This window comes from Candidatus Poriferisocius sp., from assembly GCF_965204145.1.
In the GTDB taxonomy this organism is placed as follows: domain Bacteria; phylum Actinomycetota; class Acidimicrobiia; order Acidimicrobiales; family Bin134; genus Poriferisocius.
On record NZ_OZ241977.1, the window covers coordinates 2,926,334 to 2,946,783 of the forward strand.

Annotated in this window: 16 protein-coding genes and 2 tRNA genes; 9 read left to right on the forward strand and 9 right to left on the reverse strand. The window is 64.9% G+C overall.

The features are described from left to right. Window positions 1-15: 15 nt before the first annotated feature. Window positions 16-3,042, reverse strand: a complete 3,027-nt coding sequence (locus ACOGI7_RS13595) for an ABC transporter permease subunit (protein ID WP_419849298.1) — start codon at window positions 3,040-3,042, stop codon at window positions 16-18. Window positions 3,043-3,044: 2 nt separating this feature from the next. Continuing rightward, window positions 3,045-5,267 carry an MFS transporter gene (locus ACOGI7_RS13600; RefSeq protein WP_419849299.1) on the reverse strand — a complete coding sequence of 741 codons (2,223 nt, stop codon included), beginning with the start codon at window positions 5,265-5,267 and terminating at the stop codon, window positions 3,045-3,047. 154 nt (window positions 5,268-5,421) lie between these two features. On the opposite strand from ACOGI7_RS13600, the gene ACOGI7_RS13605 reads away from it, so the two are divergent. Both ACOGI7_RS13605 and ACOGI7_RS13610 read left to right on the forward strand, forming a co-directional pair. Then, window positions 5,422-6,852, forward strand: a complete 1,431-nt coding sequence (locus ACOGI7_RS13605; protein WP_419849300.1) for a hypothetical protein — start codon at window positions 5,422-5,424, stop codon at window positions 6,850-6,852. Next, complete coding sequence (locus ACOGI7_RS13610) at window positions 6,852-7,682, forward strand: tyrosine-protein phosphatase (RefSeq protein WP_419849301.1); 831 nt, start codon at window positions 6,852-6,854, stop codon at window positions 7,680-7,682. Before ACOGI7_RS13605 ends, ACOGI7_RS13610 begins: the two co-directional genes overlap by 1 nt. 18 nt (window positions 7,683-7,700) lie before the next feature. Here ACOGI7_RS13610 and ACOGI7_RS13615 read toward each other — a convergent pair. From ACOGI7_RS13615 to ACOGI7_RS13625, 3 genes are all read right to left on the reverse strand, one after another. Continuing rightward, window positions 7,701-7,775 (reverse strand) — tRNA-Arg (locus ACOGI7_RS13615). A gap of 56 nt (window positions 7,776-7,831) precedes the next feature. After that, window positions 7,832-8,758 carry a hypothetical protein gene (locus ACOGI7_RS13620; RefSeq protein WP_419849302.1) on the reverse strand — a complete coding sequence of 309 codons (927 nt, stop codon included), beginning with the start codon at window positions 8,756-8,758 and terminating at the stop codon, window positions 7,832-7,834. 95 nt (window positions 8,759-8,853) lie between these two features. Beyond that, on the reverse strand, window positions 8,854-9,972 hold the full coding sequence (locus tag ACOGI7_RS13625) for a hypothetical protein (RefSeq protein ID WP_419849303.1): 1,119 nt from the start codon (window positions 9,970-9,972) through the stop codon (window positions 8,854-8,856). 88 nt (window positions 9,973-10,060) lie between these two features. On the opposite strand from ACOGI7_RS13625, the gene ACOGI7_RS13630 reads away from it, so the two are divergent. The 3 genes from ACOGI7_RS13630 to ACOGI7_RS13640 are packed head-to-tail and all read left to right on the forward strand — an operon-like array spanning window position 10,061 to window position 12,299. Continuing rightward, window positions 10,061-11,638: a flavin-containing monooxygenase gene (locus ACOGI7_RS13630; protein ID WP_419851513.1), complete on the forward strand. Its 1,578-nt coding sequence runs from the start codon at window positions 10,061-10,063 to the stop codon at window positions 11,636-11,638. Between the two features lie 53 nt (window positions 11,639-11,691). After that, the gene (locus ACOGI7_RS13635; RefSeq protein ID WP_419849304.1) at window positions 11,692-11,901 is read left to right on the forward strand and encodes a hypothetical protein; all 210 of its coding nucleotides are present in this window, start codon (window positions 11,692-11,694) and stop codon (window positions 11,899-11,901) included. Beyond that, the gene (locus tag ACOGI7_RS13640; protein ID WP_419849305.1) at window positions 11,898-12,299 is read left to right on the forward strand and encodes a type II toxin-antitoxin system VapC family toxin; all 402 of its coding nucleotides are present in this window, start codon (window positions 11,898-11,900) and stop codon (window positions 12,297-12,299) included. Before ACOGI7_RS13635 ends, ACOGI7_RS13640 begins: the two co-directional genes overlap by 4 nt. Before the next feature lie 44 nt (window positions 12,300-12,343). On the opposite strand, the gene ACOGI7_RS13645 is transcribed toward ACOGI7_RS13640, so the two are convergent. Both ACOGI7_RS13645 and ACOGI7_RS13650 read right to left on the reverse strand, forming a co-directional pair. Next, window positions 12,344-13,159 (reverse strand): phytanoyl-CoA dioxygenase family protein, encoded by an 816-nt coding sequence (locus tag ACOGI7_RS13645; protein ID WP_419849306.1) that lies wholly within the window; start codon window positions 13,157-13,159, stop codon window positions 12,344-12,346. 8 nt (window positions 13,160-13,167) lie between these two features. Then, window positions 13,168-14,142: an NIPSNAP family protein gene (locus tag ACOGI7_RS13650; protein WP_419849307.1), complete on the reverse strand. Its 975-nt coding sequence runs from the start codon at window positions 14,140-14,142 to the stop codon at window positions 13,168-13,170. A 113-nt stretch (window positions 14,143-14,255) separates the two neighbouring features. Here ACOGI7_RS13650 and ACOGI7_RS13655 point away from each other — a divergent pair, with 113 nt between their 5' ends. Together ACOGI7_RS13655 and ACOGI7_RS13660 are read left to right on the forward strand one after the other, a co-directional pair. Further along, a complete protein-coding gene (locus ACOGI7_RS13655) occupies window positions 14,256-15,989 on the forward strand; it encodes an ABC transporter ATP-binding protein (RefSeq protein WP_419849308.1) in 1,734 nt (577 codons plus the stop codon). Continuing rightward, window positions 15,986-17,926 carry an ABC transporter ATP-binding protein gene (locus tag ACOGI7_RS13660; protein ID WP_419849309.1) on the forward strand — a complete coding sequence of 647 codons (1,941 nt, stop codon included), beginning with the start codon at window positions 15,986-15,988 and terminating at the stop codon, window positions 17,924-17,926. The genes ACOGI7_RS13655 and ACOGI7_RS13660 overlap by 4 nt, the downstream gene beginning before the upstream one ends. A 46-nt stretch (window positions 17,927-17,972) precedes the next feature. Here ACOGI7_RS13660 and ACOGI7_RS13665 read toward each other — a convergent pair. Next, window positions 17,973-18,062, reverse strand: a tRNA-Ser gene (locus ACOGI7_RS13665). A 54-nt stretch (window positions 18,063-18,116) separates the two neighbouring features. On the opposite strand from ACOGI7_RS13665, the gene ACOGI7_RS13670 reads away from it, so the two are divergent. Beyond that, window positions 18,117-18,566 carry a nucleoside deaminase gene (locus ACOGI7_RS13670; RefSeq protein WP_419849310.1) on the forward strand — a complete coding sequence of 150 codons (450 nt, stop codon included), beginning with the start codon at window positions 18,117-18,119 and terminating at the stop codon, window positions 18,564-18,566. Between the two features lies 1 nt (window position 18,567). On the opposite strand, the gene ACOGI7_RS13675 is transcribed toward ACOGI7_RS13670, so the two are convergent. Next, window positions 18,568-18,756, reverse strand: a complete 189-nt coding sequence (locus tag ACOGI7_RS13675; protein ID WP_419849311.1) for a hypothetical protein — start codon at window positions 18,754-18,756, stop codon at window positions 18,568-18,570. A gap of 149 nt (window positions 18,757-18,905) precedes the next feature. Between ACOGI7_RS13675 and ACOGI7_RS13680 the strand changes: the two genes are divergently transcribed. After that, window positions 18,906-20,426: a hypothetical protein gene (locus ACOGI7_RS13680; RefSeq protein WP_419849312.1), complete on the forward strand. Its 1,521-nt coding sequence runs from the start codon at window positions 18,906-18,908 to the stop codon at window positions 20,424-20,426. Window positions 20,427-20,450 lie beyond the last annotated feature (24 nt).

The following is a 20,450-nucleotide window of genomic DNA, read 5'->3' on the forward strand; positions in this document are numbered from 1 at the left end:
TCGTGATTGCTGTCTCTAGAGGTCGGATCGACCAATTGCCCGTTCATCAGTGCCCAGATAGCTGGCGATGACGAGCGGATCGGCCCGCACCTGCTCGGGGCTTCCTTCAGCGATGACCTGCCCGGCTTCCAAGCAGTAGACGTGATCGCTCACGCTCATGATCAGCGGCATGTCGTGCTCGATTATCAGCATCGACGACTGGAGCTCGCGGTTGATGCTCACCAGCAGCGGACCGAACGCCTCGGCCTCGCGCTGGGCGACACCCGCGGTGGGCTCGTCGAGACACATCAGGTGGGCGTCGAGGGCGAGCAGGCCCCCGACCTCGACGATGCGCCGCGTTCCGGTCGACAGATCGCCCACGTAGGAGTCGCCGTATCGGCCCAAGCCGAGGAAGTCGATGATCTCGTCAGCTGCTGCTCTCTGAGCCCGGGAGATCCTGGTGGAAGGCGGCAACCCCGTCGCAGTTGCCAGCAGTGGCGTGCGCTCCCGGGCTTCAAGGGCAACTTGCACTGTCTCGCGCACGGTGAGCTCGGGAAACAGCGTCGCCCCCTGGAAAGTGCGACCCAAGCCGAGCATGGCCCGGCGGTGGGGAGCAAGGCGGCTGATCTCCGTTCCATTGAGCTGCACCCCACCGCCAGCCGGGACGAACCCCCCGACCGCGTTCATGAACGTCGACTTGCCCGCGCCGTTGGTGCCGATTAGTCCGACGATGCGATTGTGGGGAACCGAGAGCGACGCACCGCTCAAGGCCTGGTTTCCGCCGAACGCCACCGACAGGTCGTTAGTCACAAGAACAGGATGGCCGGCCCCGGCCGGGGGTCTATGCGGCTCAGGCAGCCGCACCGAGCCCTGGACCCCCTTCGGCGGTACCGTCAACCCGTAGTGGTTCTCCGCCCATCTCAGCGCTGATGATCTCCACGAGTACAGAACCTGCACGAAACCGCCGGGGAAGTACATCACCACCAGGAGAAGCCCGATGCTGGAAGCGAATAGGGCTACCACGCTGCTGTCGTTGAACAGGGCGGGAAGGCCCTCGATCCAGATGGCGCCGAGCACCGGTCCGATGATCGTGCCCAGGCCTCCGATCACCACGATGCCGACCAGCCTGATTGAGTCGTCGACGGTGAAGAACTGCTCGGAAAGCGGGATGCTTTGGACCAGTCCGGCGAGCACCGCCCCGCCGAGACCCACGATGCCTCCTGCCATTGCGAACGCCGACAGCTTCATGCGAGTGGAGCTGACGGTGTAGGCCGACGCGGAGTCGACGTTGTCTCGAATGGCAATGGCCCCCCGGCCGACGCCGGACCGGCGAAGCCTGGCCAGCACGAACAGGACGACAGTGAGCAGTACCAGGCAGAAGTAGTAGTAGTTGCGCTGGCTGGCCAGGTCGATGCCGAACAGGTCGCCCCGCAAGAACGGGACGGTGCGAGCGTTGCCGTCGGTAAAAATCGGTCGCCGGAATATGTAGAGCGACGCGGCCAAGGCCAGCACCAGGGTGGTGACGGCCAGCATGAGTCCTTGCACCCGAAGAGCGCCCACTCCCACCACCGCGGCCAGCAAAGCAATGACCAGGGGCGCGATGAACACGGCTAGGGCAAACGGAATGGGGGCGGCGTTGAAATCGATGAACCAGAAGTCCATCTCAAGGCCGCGGGTCAATGCCGCGGCAGTCAGCGCGCCGATACCGGCAAAGCTCATCTGGGCCAGCGAGACCTGGCCCGACCATCCGGTGATGACGGTGAGCGAACTGGCGCACAGCGCAAAGGCCAGAACCGATGCGTAGGCCAGATTCCGGCTCGGCTGGGTGATGATTAGCGGCAGCACAATCAACGCCAAGAGCCCGACTCCGAACCCGATCCGACTCATGTGGCGTATCCACCAGATTTGGCGGAGGTGGTCGGGTATAGGGGGGATCTTTGGGGTGAACGAAAACGATTCGGTGGACACCCGCTGGTGTCGTTGCATGGCCACCGCGCCCAACACGGCCAGCAGCAGCAGGAAATCGAACAACCCCGGCTGCTCAAGGAAGTTGAACCCAATCGTGAACTCGATGATGCCCAGATAAATGCCGGCCGCCATGGCCCGGGGAAACGAGGTCATCCCTGCGATCGCGGCGGCAACCAGGGCCCGAGCCAGAGTGGAGGGGCCAAGCCCCCCGAAGCCAGACACGCTGCCGCTCTGCCCCGACAGCAGAACGATGGCAATCGTGGAGATGAGTCCGGCCATCACCCACACGAACGTTGAGACCACTTTCGGGTTGACGCCCGCGAGCCGGGAAAGGTCGGAGTCTTCGGCCGCGGCGGCCACGTTCTTGCCGAACCATGTGCGGTTGAGCACCAAATAGAGGCCGAGCGCCACAAGCGGGACCGCAACGAGGATGGTGAGCTGGGTACCGGAAACACGGATCCCCTTGGGCTCGCCCCCACCCGATACCAGCGCGAGCACCCCAAAGGTCACCGCCAACCCGACGACCCATGTACTCAGCCAAGTGTTTCGCCGGCTCGAGCGGTCTTTGTGGGTACGGAGTGCCAGTAGCCCCCAGCCGACTGCGGTAATCACCGCCGGGGCAGCAAGCACCGTCCAGAGCTGGACCTCGCTCACCCCCAGCGCTTCGAAGGGCCGCCAATCGGCCGAAGTCACCACTGGATAGCGCCGAATTCCCTTGACGTCGAGCTCGGGGTACGTGAGGGGGATCACCTGGCAGAGCTGGGCGACCCCCACCGTGGCCACCAGCAAGATGACCCTGGGCGATCGGAACAGCCGCCGGATGACGGTGAGCTCGACGATGCCCCCGAACACCGCGCCCATCACCAGAACCAGGGCGACGGCCACCCAGAACGGGAAGTTGTACTGGAGCACGAGCAGCGGCAACAGCACGCCGCCGATCAGGCCCATGTTCCCTACTGCGAAGTTGATCACCTTCGTCGATCGAAACGTGAGCACGATCCCCATCGCCAACAGGCCGATGACGATGCCCGTGACCGCGCCGTTGAACATCACCTGGGGGTTGATTCGGCTGGCGGCGAGAACGGCCGAGAACATCGCTAGCCGCCCTCTTCTCCCAGGAACACCGCCCGGGCAATGTCGTCGCGCTCGGCCAATTCGGCGGTTCGCCCCTCGAACCGCACCTCGCCCTTCTCCAAGAAGACAGCCCGCTCGGCAATGGACAGGGCCACGTTCAAAGACTGCTCGACGATGATCATGGTCTGGCCCGTCTCCTTCAATGTCTCGACCAGCTCGAGAAGCTCAGCCACCACCCCCGGCGCCAGCCCGAGCGACAGCTCGTCGATGAGCAGGATCTCGGGCTGGTGGAGCATCACCCGGGCCAGGGCCAGCATCTGCTGCTGGCCGCCCGACAGGTCGCCGGCCAACTCCTGTTGCCGGTTCTTCAGCATGGGGAACAGCTCGTACACGTAGTCGAGCCTCTGCTCCAGGGCAGCCCGATCATGGCGGTAGTGGCCAGCGCCCACCAGGATGTTGTCGGCGATCGTCATCGACCGAAACACCCCGCCCCCGCCGGGGAGCATCTGGATGCCCATGGCCACTCGCTGCTCTGGAGTGGCGAAGGTGATGGTGCGGCCGTTGAAGCGGACGATGCCCCTCTCCGGCGTGTTCAATCCGGTGACCACCCTGAGAGCGGTCGACTTGCCCGCCCCGTTCGTTCCCAAAAGGGCCAGGGTCTCGCCCTGTTGCACCTCGAAGCTGAGGTCGAACAGCACTTGCACTTGGCCATAGCTGAAGTCGACGTTGTGGAGTTGCAGCGCGGGTATGGTGGCGCCCGGCTCGGCCCGGCGCTGCTGTTCTTCCTCTTCTTCTTTGAGCTCGGACACCACCAGCGACAGGTCGCGCCGCATCCGGCTCGCCCCACGCATGATGTAGAAGGCGCCGAGGGGCATGGCGATCACCGTGATCGTGATGATCGTGGGCCGCTCCCCGATCTCGTCTTGCAAAAGGGAGGCGAGGAGACCACCGCCCACCGCGCCGATGGCGAACATGAAGAACAAGATGATGGCCATCCCCATGCCGCGGAGGCGATAGGGAAGCACCGTTTGCACGGCGGGTCCGATCATCGAGAACGACGCCCCCAGAAGCGTCCCGTTCACCACCGCCCAAGCCACGAACAGATAGACGTTGGGCATGAAGTACTGGATGGGCACCGTTACCGTCAGCGGGAACAGCAGCGAGCCGAGAATGCGCAGAGCCCGGTTGGGATCGCGTTTGAAAGTCTGGTCGAACCGCTTGCCGATGAACGGCAGGAACAGCAGCAGGCCAAAGGCGGTCGGAGATATGGCCAACCCCCGCTCAAAGGCGTCCAAGCCGAACTCCTCCTCCAAGAAGAAGCTCTCAATGGAACTGGCCGGAAAGAGCGCGAAGCCCAGCGCTGCCAGCGCGACGGTCATGTACCGGATGGTGTCGATACGCCAGATCCGGGCGAATGCGGCTTCCACGGATATCTCGATGTCGTCGTCGGTGTCGAGGCCCTTGCCGAGAACCTCGCGTTTTTCCCATTGGCCCCGCTCGGGCTCGGGTAGGCGCAGGGCATAGAACCCCATCACTGCTATGGGGATGCTGAGAACCAGATAGGCCCAGCGCCATCCCTCATCGCCCCCGGCAACAGTGGCTATCGCGCCCACCAAGACTGGGCTGATCGTTCCGGCGACGCGGGAAATGCTCCTTTCCAAGGCGTACATGCGGCCCCGGATGGCAATCGGGTAGGCATCGGCCAGCAACGTAGGGTGGATGGTGAGGCTGTTGGCCTTGGCGATGCCGGCGCCGAAGCGCAGCCAGAACAGCATGAATGCGCTCACCGCCAGCCCGGTGGCGAAGGAGAAGAACGAGAACACGATGGTGGCGATGGCCACGATGGGGGTTCGCCGCATGCGGTCGGCCAGCCAGCCCATGGGGGCGGCGCCGAGCATCAAGAAGGCAGCCGCCGCCACCGAGATGAAGGTGATGGTGCCGTCGGAGACGTCGAATGTCTCGGCAATGTCGGGGCCCAGAACGCTGAGCGCGGCACCCTCCAGTTCGTCGAAGGCTTCGATGGCGGCCAGGGTGCCGAACGTGATCATCCCGCCCCGGCGGAGGCCGTCCCGCAGGCCCATCTCCTCAACGCCAACGCCGGGCAGCGCGGCGTCGTCGTAAATCACATCACGCTTGGCCGACTGCGCGGCGTACAGCCGAGCCTCTTCGTTGTCAAGGATGGTGGAGCTCAGAAGGGAGGCGGCATCCTGATTCGGGTTGTCGGGGGCATTCCCTTCGACGGCCACGACAGATGGTTAGCACCTAAATCCGCATCGCGAAAGACAGACTTTCGATTTTTGTCTACACTCATCGAAAATATTGCGAAATTCGGGTGGACCACAACGAGGAGTCGCCGTTCTTCGCTACGTTGTGACCACCGCTGTGACTTTGGAGGCTCAAATGTCCAAACGGCTTCTTGGAGTGCTCGTCGCTCTTTCGCTCATATTCACCGCCTGTGGCGGCGACTCAGATTCCGACTCTTCCGACGACACTCCGGCCGCGCCGGCAACTAGCGCGCCCGAACCCGACGACGACGAGCCGGCCCCCGCGCCTGAGCCCGACGACGAGGAACCAGCCCCCGAACCCGACGACGACGAGCCGGCCCCCGCGCCTGAGCCCGACGACGAGGAACCAGCCCCCGAACCCGAGCCCGAGGCGACTCCAGTGCCGCTGACCGCCTCATTCCGAGGGGTGACCGAAACAGAGATCCGCATCGGCATGACCTCCCTCGATGCCGAGATGTTCGGATTCGACCAGGGCGACCTGGCCTCCAAGTGGCAGGTGGCTGTGGACGCGGTGAACGCCGCCGGCGGAATCAACGGCCGGATGCTCGTTCCCTTCATTGATGTCCTCAACGTCATCGGAACAGTGGAGGCCGACGCCACCTGCGTGAAGTTCGTGGAAGACAAGATGGTCTTCGCCTTCGTCGGTTGGCTTCGCGAGGACAACGAGCTCTGCTACACCGAGCGCAACAACACCATCGCCGTCAACGGCAACGATGTGACACCGGAGGCCATCAACCGCTCCAACGGCCTGCTCTTCGCCACCGAGGCCACCAAGTTGGGAATCCAGCTTAACTTGATCGCCGCCGCCGCGGCCGACGGGCTCATCGATGGCAAGAGGGTCCACTTCAGCATCTTGGCCAGCGAAGACTCTCTCACCGACCCCCTCGTCGAAGCGCTGGAGGCTCACGGCGCCACCATCACCTCGGTGAGCAGGGTGACCGCGGTTGACGACGTGCAGGCCGCCGAGGCCAACCACGACGTGATCGTCCAGCGGATCGCCGATGAGGATCCTGATTTGGTGTATTCGCTGGAGCCTGCGCTCATGTCTGGGGCCATGATCAGGGCGGGGATCGACATCCCGCAGATCACCAGCGAGTCTGACGAAGACATCTACCTGAACTTGGGCGTCGATCCCACCGCCATCCAGCTTCACGTGTACGCACCGGAGCAGATTAAGACGTACTGGGACCGGGGGGACGATCCCCTGATCATTGAGTGCGTGGACAATTACAACAACGCTCAGATCACAGACGAGGACGGGAATGTCGAACAGGTCAACGTGACCGAAGATCCCAGCCAGCCCATCAATCTCAGTCTGGTGGTCAGGGCCTGTCAGACGGTCTGGCTGTTCGCCGCCATTGCCACCGCCGCTGGCCCCAACCTCACCAACGAGACATTCCTGGAGGCGGCGGCCAACCTCGGGTCGATCGACCTGCCGGGCATGTCTGCGGCTTCAATGAGCGAGGGCAAGATAGGCGCCGACGACTCCCCGCTGGTCAAAGTGATCTGGGATCCAGAAAAAGAGGAGTTCGTGTCGGCCGGCTGATGGGCATCGACGTCTTCAAACAGCTCGTTCCCGTTGGGGGCACCAAAAACCTGCGCGACCTCGGTGGCCTGCGAACCGCCGAGGGCCGCGTGGTTCGCAGCGGAGTCCTCTTCCGCTCCGACACCCTCCACGAAGCCGATAGCGACGACCTGGCCCAGCTCGGCTTGGCCTGCGTGGTCGATTTCCGCAGCGAGGCGGAGGTGGAGCGCCGTCCCGACCGACTCGATGGCCTCGCCGTGCGCTGGGTGAATCTGCCCATCGACAACCCCCGAAGCTCGACTGCGCTTCTTGGGGGCCGAGAGGAGCAACAGGATCTGTCCCAGTTCAGGGCGGACATCATCCATCACTGGCTCAACCAGGACTTCGACGCAGTGCTCAAGCTGACCGGCGAGTTGGGCCTCGACATCGCCGGCGACCGGGTGAAGCGGTATGTGAGCTTCGCCGTTGACTTCGCTCCGGTGTTCGCGGGGTTTTTCACTGAGTTGGTGGCGATTGCCGGACGGCCCCTGCTCTTCCACTGCGAGGGCGGCACCGACCGCACCGGCGCGGCCACCGCGATGCTGCTCGGCGTTCTGGGCGTGGACCGAGACACAGTGGTTGCGGACTACCTGGCCACCAACACTGTGGTGGCCGACGAACTGGAGGAGCAGCGCCAGCTGGCCCCCGAATCACTTTGGCCGATAATGGGCGCCCACGAATCGCAGATCCACGCGTTTCTCGATCACATCGAGAGTGAGCTCGGTGGTATTGATAGCTACGCCCGCTCCCACCTCAATCTCACCGACGAGACCATCGCCCAGCTCAGATCGACTTATCTCAGCCCCGTATAGCTCCCCAGTGCGTCTCAGCGCGCTTGGAGGGACTCGAACCCCCGGCCTTCTGATCCGTAGTCAGACGCTCTAATCCAACTGAGCTACAAGCGCGAGCAGCAGCCAGTGTACCCGGCCCCTTGGGCCTGGTTGCCAGTGGTTTGGCGGGTTTACGCCTCGCGAATCGAGCGGGTCAGCATGATCCCGCCCACCAGGGCCACCAACGGCCCAGAACCGAATATGAACAGCCCAAGCATCACCATGCCCGCGACGTTGGCGCCGGCAATAACCGTGATGGCGATTCCGGCCGTCCGGCAAATTGCCAAGAGCACCTGCCGCCTGCCCTCGAAAACCATGCGAGGCACGGTGACGAGTTCGACGATAAGCACTAGGGCGATCCCCCCCAAAATGAGGATGGGAACACCAAACAGCACATCGGGGTCGAGGCCATTGAGCGGACCTTCTTCATCAAGCCCATACCAGAGGTACGAGCCAAAACTGAGCATCCAGTCGATCCAGAACGAGGCGACAACCGCCAAGGCAGCGCCCAGTGCTGCCGGCATGGGAACGAACTCCAATTCCGGCCGATCACTTGATTCGAAGGCCAGTAGCAGTGCTCCCAGCACGGCAACTGCGGTGCCCGCTAAGCCAATCCAGGCGCCAATGCCGAGAGCGTCGTTGTCGGTTCCGGACACAACGATGAAGATCAAGGTAATGGCGAAAGCACCCAACGCCATGCCCAAGGTGGCCGCCACCGATTTGGACCGCAACAGAAACGACAAACCCACCAAGAAAACCACAAGTCCAACGCCAATCGTCGACGTGCCAACGCCGGCGATGTTGGGGAAACTGTCTGAGCCCAGCTCTACCCAACTGAACAGGGTGGACAGGGCCATGACCGCCCCGCCCAGTCCGACCAGCATCCGGCTTGTCGAAGGGATCTCGATGGGACCCAGCATCCCATTGCCGCCCCCATTGCCGCCATCCTCATCGGCGGCCTCGGGGGAGCCTTGGGCCATGGGTTCTTCGGGCTCCTCGGCTGCGGTGTCCTCCGACATCGGTTGATCCGATTCAGTGGTGAAAGCGTCGTCGCTCATAGCCGTCCCCTTCCCGATTGACAACGACCCCAGACTACTCCCGCTGCTCCGAACCGGGGTCTCGGATCGATCAGGTCGAAGGCCGACCTGATCGGCTAGTCAATGGCGTTCACCTGGTGGAGGGGAACCACCCTGGAATGGGCCTCGGGGATGGGGGCGGTGGAGCGGAACCAGCGGAGGCTCAGCGATCCCGTGGGGTGGCCGGCGGTGTCTAGCCAGTTGGGCAGTCCGGGGTCTTCGTGGGCCACCACCAGCCGCACGGTGCCGTCGTCGCGGCGCACCGCGGTGTCGCCGTTTATGACCGCGGTTCGGGTTCGCCAGTCCACCGTCTCGCCCCAGTAGGTGAGCAGCACCCATCCCCAATAGTCGGCCCCGCCCGACGGGTCGAAATCCACAACCAGCGCCTCGTCGGGGCCGAGTTCCCAGTCGCCGAAGAGGTAACGCACGTTGTCAGGGGTGAGCAAGTCGCCATCGTCGGGCATCGGTTGAATGGTGTTGACGAGCTCTTCGATCGGCGGCGGCTTCCTCTGCTGCACCCACCAGCCGAACGAACCGGTGGTAAAGAGCACGGCCTGCTCCAGTGCCCGGCGCAGCTGATCAAGAGTGAGCGCGGGGGCAGGCCCTGCCGACGGGATGGCCTCGATGGAGGGCCGGGGATGGGCCAACCTCACGTCCCGATCGGTGAAATAGGTGCGAAGGATGACGGAGCTGGCGTCGGGCTCTAGGCGCAGCTGATTGGGATTGTCGGGTTGGGGGTCGGGCGTGAGCAGCAGCTCATAGGTGCCGTCGGGGTCCACCCGCAGCGTGGTGTCCTCCACCGCGTCGACCAGCCGGCGGCCGCCGTCGCTCCGGTAGTCCCCGGCGTACACCCCTACCTCTATCGCCACCGCCCCAGCCATCGTGGCGTTGATCCGGTACGACCGGTCGCCCCGGATAACGGAGGAGAAATAGGTCTGGTCGGGGTTGTCTCCCATGTATTTTCGGATGGTGGTCTGGTACTCCACGAAGTCTGGTCGCTCCGGATCGGCCCGCTCCACGAAATTCTCCAGCGCAAAGGTCGCGTAGCGGCTCAGAGCGCGGATTCCCTCAGCCCGCAGATCGGGATCATCCGGCGTCCCCGCGGCCAGCACCAACTCCCCGGCATCGGCCATGGCCTGGCAGTACGCCCGCCAGACCTCTACTGAAGGATCCACGGGTCCAAGTGCGTCGCCCATGATCGGATACTACTTCCGCAGGGAGCCAGTCATCTGAGAAGCTTGACTCATCGAAGATCGACTGACGGAGCGGGACTTCGACGTCGTCATCATAGGCGCCGGTGCCGCGGGGCTGTACGCCCTTCACCGGGTGCGCGGGCTCGGTTTGTCGGCCAAAGTCTTCGAGAAGGGCGACGGGGTGGGCGGCACCTGGTATTGGAACCGCTATCCCGGCGCCCGGTGCGACGTGGAGAGCTGGGACTACTGCTACACGTTCTCGGAGGAGCTCGAGCGGGAGTGGGAGTGGACCGAGCGGTTTCCCGCCCAGCCAGAGCTCGAGCGCTACTTCAACTACGTCGCCGACCGCTTCGACCTGCGCCGAGACATCGAGTTCAACACGCGGATAGACCAAGCCCGCTACGACGACGAGCAGAACCGGTGGCTGATCAGCATGTCGAGCGGCGAGACGGTCTCGACCCGGTTCCTCATATCGGCCGCGGGGTGCCTGTCGGAGGTGAACACGCCGCACTTCGAGGGGGTCGACACGTTTGCCGGCCAGCAGATCCACACCGCTCGCTGGCCAAAAGGCGGTCTCGACGTGACCGGCATGAGGGTGGGCGTGATCGGCACCGGGTCCACCGGCACGCAAGTGATTCCCCAGCTGGCGAAACAGGCCGACCACATGTTCGTCTTCCAGCGCACCGCGCAGTTCGCCATACCGGCCCGCAACCGACCGCTCGACGACGACACTCTTGAGGAGCTGAAGCACAACTACCACGAGAGGTGGGAGCTCAAGCGGTCGAGCTCAACCGGCATGGGGCGGCGTCCCACCGAGGCCTCATCGGCCCTCGAAGTGGACGAGGCCACCCGCAACAGGGCCTTTGAGGATTCGTGGGCGCGCGGCGGGCCGGGCTTCGCGCGAGCCTTCTCGGACGTGATGACCAACCCCGAGTCGAACCAGATCGCGTCTGAGTTTGTGCGGGAGAAGATCCGCGAAAAGGTCGACGACCCCGACGTGGCCGACACACTCGTGGGCATCGACCATCCCCTCGGCGCCCGGCGCCTGATCGTGGAGATCGACTACTTCGAGACCTACAACCGGCCCAACGTGACCCTGGTTGACGCGGCAGCCAACCCGATTGAAGAGATCACCCCCCAAGGCCTGCGGACCACCGAAGGCTCCTACGACCTCGACCTGATCGTGTACGCCACTGGATTCGACGGCATGACCGGTGCCCTATTGGCCATGGACATCCAGGGAGTCGGCGGCCGGGCCCTTCGCGACAAATGGGCCGACGGGGCCGGCGCCTATCTCGGCCTGGTGGCGTCGGGGTTCCCCAACCTGTTCATGATCACCGGCCCCGGCAGCCCCGCGGTGTACAGCAACGTGATCTTCTCCATCGAACAACACGTGGAATGGATCACCGACTGCCTCGCCCACATGCTCGAAAACGGCCTCGACCGCATCGACTCCGACCCCGAGGCCGAAGCGGAATGGACCCGGGGCGTCCACGACATCGCCAACGCCAGCATCATCGGCAAGACCGATTCCTGGTGGACCGGATCCAATATCGAGGGCAAATCCAAAGGCGTCACCTTCTACCTAGGCGGCACCAACATCTACCGCGAAATCTGCGAAGAAATCGCCGCCAACAACTACAAGGGCTTCATCTTCCAGCCAGGCTAGGCATGAATATTTCATGCTATTGTCATGCTATGGCTAATCTTCAGGTTCGGAACATGCCTGATGTTCTTCACGAGCGGTTGCGCCAGCACGCTCTTGAGCGGAATTGCACCATGAGCGCGGCGGTGCTGGATGCGATCGAAAGGGAGCTCGCCCGGTGGGAGTGGAGCAAGCACCTTGCCACTCGTCCGACCACCGACCTGGGGATTGAAGTTGCCTCCCTGATTGCCGAGGTGCGGGCATCTCGCGACGCAGAGCTTGAATGACCGGCTATGTGATCGACGCCTCAGTGGCGGTCGAGTACCTATTGCGAACCCCGCTGGGGATCACGCTTGCCGACACGGTCGAAAGCGCATCACTGGCCGCCCCCGAGCTGCTCGACCCAGAAGTGATGTCGGCACTGCGCCGAGCCGTGCTTACCGGACGCCTAGAGGAAGACAGGGCCGTGATGGCCCTGGGCGATCTCGCCATCTGGCCAATCGACCGCATCTCGCATCGAGCGCTCGCCTTGTCGGCCTGGGAGTACTACAGCAATGTCAGCGCCTATGACGCCTTCTACATCGCAGCCGCCCGCGCCACGGGAGTCCCGCTGTTGACCGCCGACGGCCGACTGGCCAGATCAACCGGCCTCGACATCACCGTCCACCACATTCGAATGAGCTAAATCCCGGTAACTGACCGGTGAGATGGCGATGCTCATGTCGCCACTTAGGTGTGGGCTTCCCGGTATTCCTCGATGGCGATGAACGGGTCTTCGGCGTTGCGCCAGTGGCCCAATGCCGGGCCGGCGCGCTGGTAGCCGATGAACCGGATGAGGTCATCGTCCCAGTCGGCCACGACGTGGGGCGGGAACTCGAGAAGGAGACACTCGGTCTGGTTGAGCCAACCCACCGTGTGCTGCGCGTTGACCGCTAGCCGGACATCGTCGCCGACATTGGCGCCGCCTCCGTGGAAGAGGAGACCCGTGTACAAGAGCACCGAGCCCTTGGGCATAACCGCGGCAACGTCTTCGCCCGGTTCGGGTCGGCGGTCGTCGTCCCATGCTTGGCTTCCGGGCACGACACGGGTCGCTCCATTCTCCACCGTAAACTCGGTTACCGCCCACAGGGCGTTGAGATCAACCTCATAGGGAAACGGAGGCGCGCCGTACTTCCAGGTGTCGCGGTGGAGGAGCTGGTCGGCCTCACCCGAAAACAGCTCAAAATAGTGGGCAAACGAGAGGCTCCAGGTGGGCGCGTGCCCCAAAGTGTGGTCGCCGGCGGTGAGGATTATCGGGTGGCGGGCCAAGTGCGACCGAAACGTCGGCGAGCGACCGACCACCAAACCCGTCCGTCGTGTTCCAGCTCCGGCGAAGTCGGTATCGCCCCGCGGCGTGTCCTCCACGAAAGGCGCCATCTCGTTCGCCACCGCGTCCATGAGCCCTTCACCGACCGCGCCCTCGACAACACAACAGCCGTAGTCGCTTAGCGCTGAACACAGTTCTTCGGAGTCACAGCCCGCTGAGAGCCGCGGAATCTCGGTCATGGTCCCGGTCAAACCGCCCGGTGGAAGCGTCGGGATCCGCCTTGTACCAAGGGCATGGCGTCCTTGACGAAGACGGTCCATTGCGGGTCGGCGATGGTTTTGGCCCGGAGATCGCTGTAGGCGGCTAGGGAGTCGATCTGCCAGGTGGAGTGGACCTCGGCCTCTAGGTAGCCCTGATCGACGGTGCGCCAGCGCTCTAGAAGGGCGGTGCCGTTGTCGGCCATGAACGGGTCGTAGCAGCGTTCGAGTAGCTCCACGTAGGCGTCTGCGTCGGCCGCGGCAGTGCGAGCGGTGATGGTGTACAGCACGGGAGCAGTGTCCGGCGGCGTCTCGGGCGGCGACTGGTGCTCAGCGGGTGAGAGCTGGAACGGGCAGGTGAAGATCTTCAGCGAACCCAGGCCGATGCCCAGGCTCGCGAAACCCTCGACACTGGAACAGGCGGTGCCATCGCCCGTGCCGAGGTAGCGCTCCAACTGGGCCATGTCGGTAAAGGCCTGCTCCCAGACATGGGTCCAGGCCCGGCCCTTGGCCGAAACCCATCCCACATCGTCGGCGCCGAACACCGACGCCGCCTTTTCCTGGGGCTGCGCGGCGAGGGCCTCAATCGCCGACGCGTCGGCCCCAGTGCTCGTGTTCAACAGCAGCACCCGGCGGATTCCGCCTCGCACCTCCTGGGTGGCGTCGGGCGTGGTGTAGCGAGTGGCGTAAGTGTTGTCGGTGATGCACTCAGGGCTGTCGGGCATGACGTAGTTGTCGATGGCCCCAATGTGGTACGGGTGCACCATGTAAGGCCCGGAGTAGCTGGCCTCGTCGACGAAGGTGTTCTCCCAGATCACCGTGCGCGAATCGAAATCGACGCCGGCCGAGGAATCCAACAGCCCCGGTATGAACCGATCGGCAGCACTCAGCACCGCGATCATCTCCTGCACGTTGGCGTCGGGCACGCCGGGATTCAAAGGAAGGATGTAAAACCGCCGGATCATGCTCGTCACGATCCCCAAACATAAGGGATTTGCGGGCGGTGTGGTGTCGTAGCGAAGGCCTGGTGGGAATCGGCGTTCTTGGCATGGAGTATTCGTGCCAAGATCAACCAACCATGAGCCTGCGGCGACTTCTCAAGAGCCATTTGGCCCCTCATCGTCGGGCCATTGTGCTGGTGTTGATCCTCCAGGCGGGCCAGACCACCACGGGGCTGCTGCTGCCGGGGCTGAATGCCACCTTGATCGACGACGGCGTGCTGCTGGGCGACCAGTCGGTGATCTGGCGGATGGGCGGCATCATGCTGTTGGTATCGTTCATCCAGGTGGTGCTGCTCACTGTGGCGGTCTGGTACGGGTCGGAGGTGGCCATGGCGTTTGGCCGCGACATCCGGCGCGACGTGTTCGACCAGGTCACCCGCTACTCCACCCGCGAGATCGGCCGATTCGGCACCCCCTCGCTCATCACCCGCATCACCAACGACACCCACCAGATTCAGACGCTGACCGCGCTGTTCACGATCATGATGATCACCGCCCCGCTCACCATGATCGCCGGCACGGTTCTGGCCATTCGCGAGGACGCCGGCTTGTCGGTGCTGCTGTTCGTGGTGGTGCCCCTCGAAATCGTGGTGACGGGGGCGATCATCGCCGCCATGTCCCCGGCGTTCCAGCAGATGCAGGAGCGCATCGACCGGATCAACGCCGTGCTGCGCGAGCAGATCACCGGCGTGCGAGTGGTGCGGGCCTTCACCCGGGAGCCAACCGAGAGCGCCCGGTTCGCCGAGGCCAATCACCGCCTCACTGAATCCTCATTGCGGGCGGCGCGGCTCATGGCCGCGGTCTTCCCCGCGGTCACGCTGCTGGTGAACCTGTCCAGCGTGGCGCTTTTGTGGATTGGGGCCGACCGGATCGAAGACGGCTCCACCCAGATCGGCTCGCTGGTGGCCTATCTCACCTATTTGCTCCAGATACTCCTCGCGGTGACCATGGCCGCGTTCATGGTGTCGATGATCCCCCGGGCGGCGGTGGCCGCCGAGCGCATCGTGGAGGTGCTCGACACCGAGTCGTCGGTGGAGCCCCCGTCCACCCCGATCCGCGACTTCACTCGGCCGGGGATGGTGGAGTTCCAAGAGGTTGGCTTCCGCTATCCCGGCGCTGAGCACCCTGTTCTCGAAGGCGTGTCGTTCACTGCCGTCCCCGGGCAGACCACCGCCATCATCGGATCGACCGGCGCGGGCAAGACCACGCTGTTGACGCTGGCCGCCCGCCTGGCCGACGCCAGCTCCGGGCGGGTCTCGGTGGGCGGCATCGATGTCCGCCGTCTCGACCAGGCCCTGCTGTGGGGCGCCATCGGCTACGTTCCCCAGCGGGCCTACCTGTTCAGCGGAACGGTGGCCTCCAATCTCCGCTACGGACGTCCCGACGCCGCCGACGATGAGCTGTGGGAGGCTCTGGAAATCGCCCAGGCCTCGGGGTTTGTGCAGTCGATGCCCGACGGGCTCAGCAGCCGCATCGCCCAGGGGGGCACCAACGTGTCGGGCGGCCAGCGCCAACGGCTGTCCATTGCCCGGGCCCTGGTGGCCCAACCGGCGGTCTACCTGTTCGACGACTCCTTCTCCGCCCTCGACCTGGCCACCGAGGCCCGACTGCGCGAGGCCCTTGAACCCCGCACCCGCGACGCCGCCGTGCTGGTGGTGGCCCAGCGGATCTCCACCATCGAGACCGCCGATCAGATCATCGTGCTCGAAGGCGGCATCGTGGTGGGCCAAGGGCGCCACGACGAGCTGGTGGATACCTGCCCCACCTACGCCGAGATCGTCTCCTCCCAGAGAGGAGGTGAGACGGCATGAACCAGCGCAACCCGGGCGACGACCAGCCGGAGGACCCCCAGTCGAAGGATCCCCAGCCGGACGACGAGATCCCGAGCCACGACGGCCACGACGAAGAAGACCAAGAGGCCCTACAGACCTACGGCCGGGAGGCTCTGCGCTTCTCGGGCCGCATGAGCGCGCCGCTGCCGGTGGAGACCAGCCGCAATTTCCGGGGCACCGTTCGCCAGCTGGCCAAGATCACCGGCCGGGAGACTCCGATTCTGCTCCTGGTGATGGTGCTGGCCGCGATGAGCGTGAGCCTGACGGTGATCGGCCCCTGGCTGTTGGGCGGCGCCACCGACATCATCGTGAACGGCGTGCGCCAAGGCGGCATAGACACCGGCCGGCTCCGGGACCGGCTCCTGTTCATCGGCGGGGTGTTCGCACTGGCGTGGGCGCTGGGCCACATCCAGAACTACCTGCTCAGCGGGGCGCTCCAGCGATCCATGTTCCGACTGCGGGAGACCATCGAGGCCAAGCTCCACCGCCTTCCCCTCTCCTACGTCGACCAGCACGCCCGGGGCGACCTGCTCAGCCGGGTGACCAACGACATCGACAACCTCTCCCAAAGCCTCCAGCAGACCATCAACCAGATGCTCACCGCGGTGTTGACCCTCGTGGGGGTGACGGTGATGATGCTCACCGTGTCGCCCCTGCTGGCGCTGGTGGCCTTTGTGACCGTTCCCCTCTCGGTGGTGGCCACCCGGATCTTCGCCACTCGGGCCCGACCCCGGTTCCTGCGGCAGTGGCGCACCACCGGCACGCTCAACGCCCAGGCCGAGGACGTGGTGAGCGGGCACGCCATCGTCACCGCCTTCGGCCGCCAGCACCAAGAGCGCGAGCGGTTCGCCGATGAGAACGCCAAGCTCTACGAGTCGAGCCGCGCCGCCCAGTTCCTGTCGTCGGCCATGCAGCCGGTGATGATGCTGATGGGAAACCTCCAGTTCGTGTCCGTGGCCGTGGTCGGCGGGCTGCGCATCTCCAGCGGAGCCATCACCATCGGCGACATGCAGGCCATGATCCAGTACACCCGGCAATTCGCCATGCCCGTCCAGCAGGTGGCCTCGATGGCCGCCACCTTCCAATCGGGCATCGCCTCGTTGGAGCGGGTGGTAGAGCTGCTCGACGTCGACGAGATCAGCGCCAATCCCGAACCGGTGCCCGACCCGCCGCCCACCCGGGGACGGGTGGTGTTCGACCACGTCCACTTCTCCTATGAGCCCGACAAACCCCTCATCACCGGGCTCGACCTCACCGCCGAGCCGGGCCAGACGGTGGCCATCGTCGGACCCACCGGCGCGGGCAAGACCACGCTGGTGAACCTGCTTCTGCGCTTCTACGAGCTCGACGGCGGGCGCATCACCCTCGACGGACGCGACATCACCGCCCTGCCCCGCCACGAGCTGCGGTCGAAATTCGGGATGGTGCTCCAGGACACCTGGCTGTTCGGCGACACCATCTGGGAGAACCTCCGCTACGGCAACCCCGATGCCACCGACGCCCAGATCCTCGAGGCCGCCCGGGTCACCTATGTCGACCGCTTCGTCCCCTCCCTGCCCGACGGCTACGACACCGTGATCAACGACGAGGGCGACAACATCTCCGCCGGCCAGAAGCAGCTCCTCACCATTGCCCGGGCGTTTTTGGCCGACCCGGCGATCCTGATTCTCGACGAGGCCACCTCGTCGGTGGACACCCGGACCGAGGTGCTGATCCAAGAGGCCATGAACGCCCTGCGGGCCGACCGCACCAGCTTCGTGATCGCCCACCGCCTGTCCACCATCCGCGGCGCCGACACCATCGTGGTGATGGACGGCGGCCACATCGCCGAACAGGGCTCCCACGACGAGCTCTTGGCCCGCGGCGGCCCCTACGCCGACCTCCACGCCGCCCAATTCGCCGGCCAAGCCACCTGACGCCGACATCGCCCCAGAGACGGTGGCCGACAGGGCGCGGTGAAACTGGCGGAAGGTATGGGATTCGAACCCATGGTGACCCGAAGGCCACAACGGCTTTCGAGGCCGCCCCATTCGTCCGCTCTGGCAACCTTCCGCTCTTCAGGATAGTGACCGGGGGCAGCAGCCTCCCAGCCCATATCCTGACCCTGTGATCGATGACCGCATCCTCATGGAGCTGGCCTTGGCCCAGGCCCGGCAGGCGGCTGAACAGGGCGAGGTTCCCATCGGCGCGGTGGTGGCCATCGACGGGGAGGTGGTGGCCGCTCGCCACAACGAGCGGCTGAGCACCAACGATCCCACCGCCCACGCCGAGATCTTGGCCCTGCGGGACGCGGCCGCAGCTCAGGGCTCGTCCCGGCTCGACGGGGCGGTGCTGGCCACCACGCTGGAGCCGTGTCCGATGTGCGCCGGCGCGGCGGTGATGGCCAGGGTTGCCCGGGTGGTGTTCGCCGCCGAGGACCCCAAGGCGGGGGCGTGCGGCACCCTCTACAACCTGGGGGCCGACCCCCGGCTCAACCACAACTTCGAGGTGGTCGCCGGCATCGGCCGAGACGAGTCAGCCGCCCTGCTCAAAGACTTCTTCGCCGAACTCCGCTGAGCTAGCGGCGCTCCATCTCCACCCGGTCGACCATTCCGCCCACCGCTTGACCGAGGTCCGGGGCCGATCGGCGCATTTCGGCATGGGCGGCGGCGGTGTCGCTGAACACGGCCAAGAGCGAGAGCAGCAGCGCCAGCACGATGGCGATCGCCACCACCAGCGCCACTGCTTTTCGGGTCCGAACCCGCATACCGTAACCCTATGACCCTACAAACCACCCATGATCACTGGGCGGGATTGCAGTGTGGAAATCTCATATCCATTTTCTGGCAACGCTACTTCCGGCCTGTTAGCGTCGCCACGAGAATCATCAGTCGGTGAGTCTTCAGGGGGAGTCTCATGAGTCGCACCAAATTGCATACCTTCACTTTCGCGTTCGTTGCCCTCATTGCACTGCTTGCGGCATCGTGCAGCAGTTCAGGGGACTCCGACGAACCCCAGGTTGTCGAGCCAGCGCCCACTAGCGCGCCCGAGCCGGCCGACGAGCCGGCCCCCGAACCCGCAGATGAGCCGGCCGACGAGCCGGCCCCCGAACCCGCAGATGAGCCGGCCGACGAGCCGGCCCCCGAACCCGCAGATGAGCCGGCCGACGAGCCTGCCGACGAGCCGGCCCCCGAACCCGAGCCCACAGCCGCTCCTACTCCGATCCCAGTGCCCGAGGGTTCCACCGTTGGCATCACCGATGACACCATTAAGGTCGCCATCTTGCGCAGCGACTCCAAGTCGCTCGAAGAGGCAGGCATCCTCCCCGACACCGGCGACATCCCGCGCAACTATGTGGTCTTCGCCGAGGAAGTCAACGACCGAGGAGGCGCGGGAGGGCGCAACATCGAGATCGTGTTCCACGCCTATCCTCCGGGGGCGTCGGCCACCGACCAGCAGGCGGCCTGCATCGCCGCCACCGAGGACGACCAGGTGGCCATCGTCCACTACGTGGGCGGTGTAGCGGCCGAAACTGTGCTGTGCGCCACCGAGGGCCATGAGCGGATCGCCTACATGCTGTCGGGCATCCTGCCCCAGGAGATTTACGACCGCTCCAACGGGCGGCTGTTCTCCCAGTCGATGACCACCGAGCGGCTTATGGGGGCCTGGCCAACCCTGGCCGACGCCCAGGGCTTGCTCGAGGGCCGCACGCTCGGGCTGATGCGGGGCGACATCGGCGAGCACGAAGTGGCTGCTGGTGTGCTCAGGGAGGCGCTGGCCGAACTCGGCTACGAGCTCGCTGACGAGGTGGCCCTGCCCTGCGAGGGCACCTCCTGCTCCCAACTCGACATTGGCATAGAGCGCATGCAGGTGGCCAACGTGGACACGGTCTTCAACCTCCTGCCCCCCTCGCCGTTCGGGATCACGGTGTTCCTGTCGGCCCGGGGTGGCTGGGAGCCGCAGTGGCTGGTCAGCGATATCGAGAACCTGGTGTACGCCTCGGTAGCCCAGGCGGTGTATCAGCGGAACGCCGACCCCACGCTCTTCTACGGCCTGTACGGCCTGTCATACGGTCTCGACCGGCTGAGCCCCGACGAGCACACCATCGAGTGCAATGCCGTGTTCACCGAGGTCACCGGCATCGAGTACGACATCGTCGAGAACGAGGACGCTTGGAGCGCGGTGGGCAGCACCTGTCTGTTCATCAAGAACCTGGAGGCGGCGGCCAATTGGTCTCAAGAGACCTACGGCACCGTGAACCAGACCACGCTCATCCAGGGCTTCGAGTCGCTCACCGACTACCGGCTCGGAGACATCACCGGCTCGTGGAGTCCCACCAAGCACGACGCCCCCGACGTGATCACCCTCAAGGAGTACCAAGCCGATTGCGCCTGCTGGGTCGAGATCGAAGGCGCACGGACGATGCTCGACCAATAGCCGAGCCTCATCGGTCTGATGGCG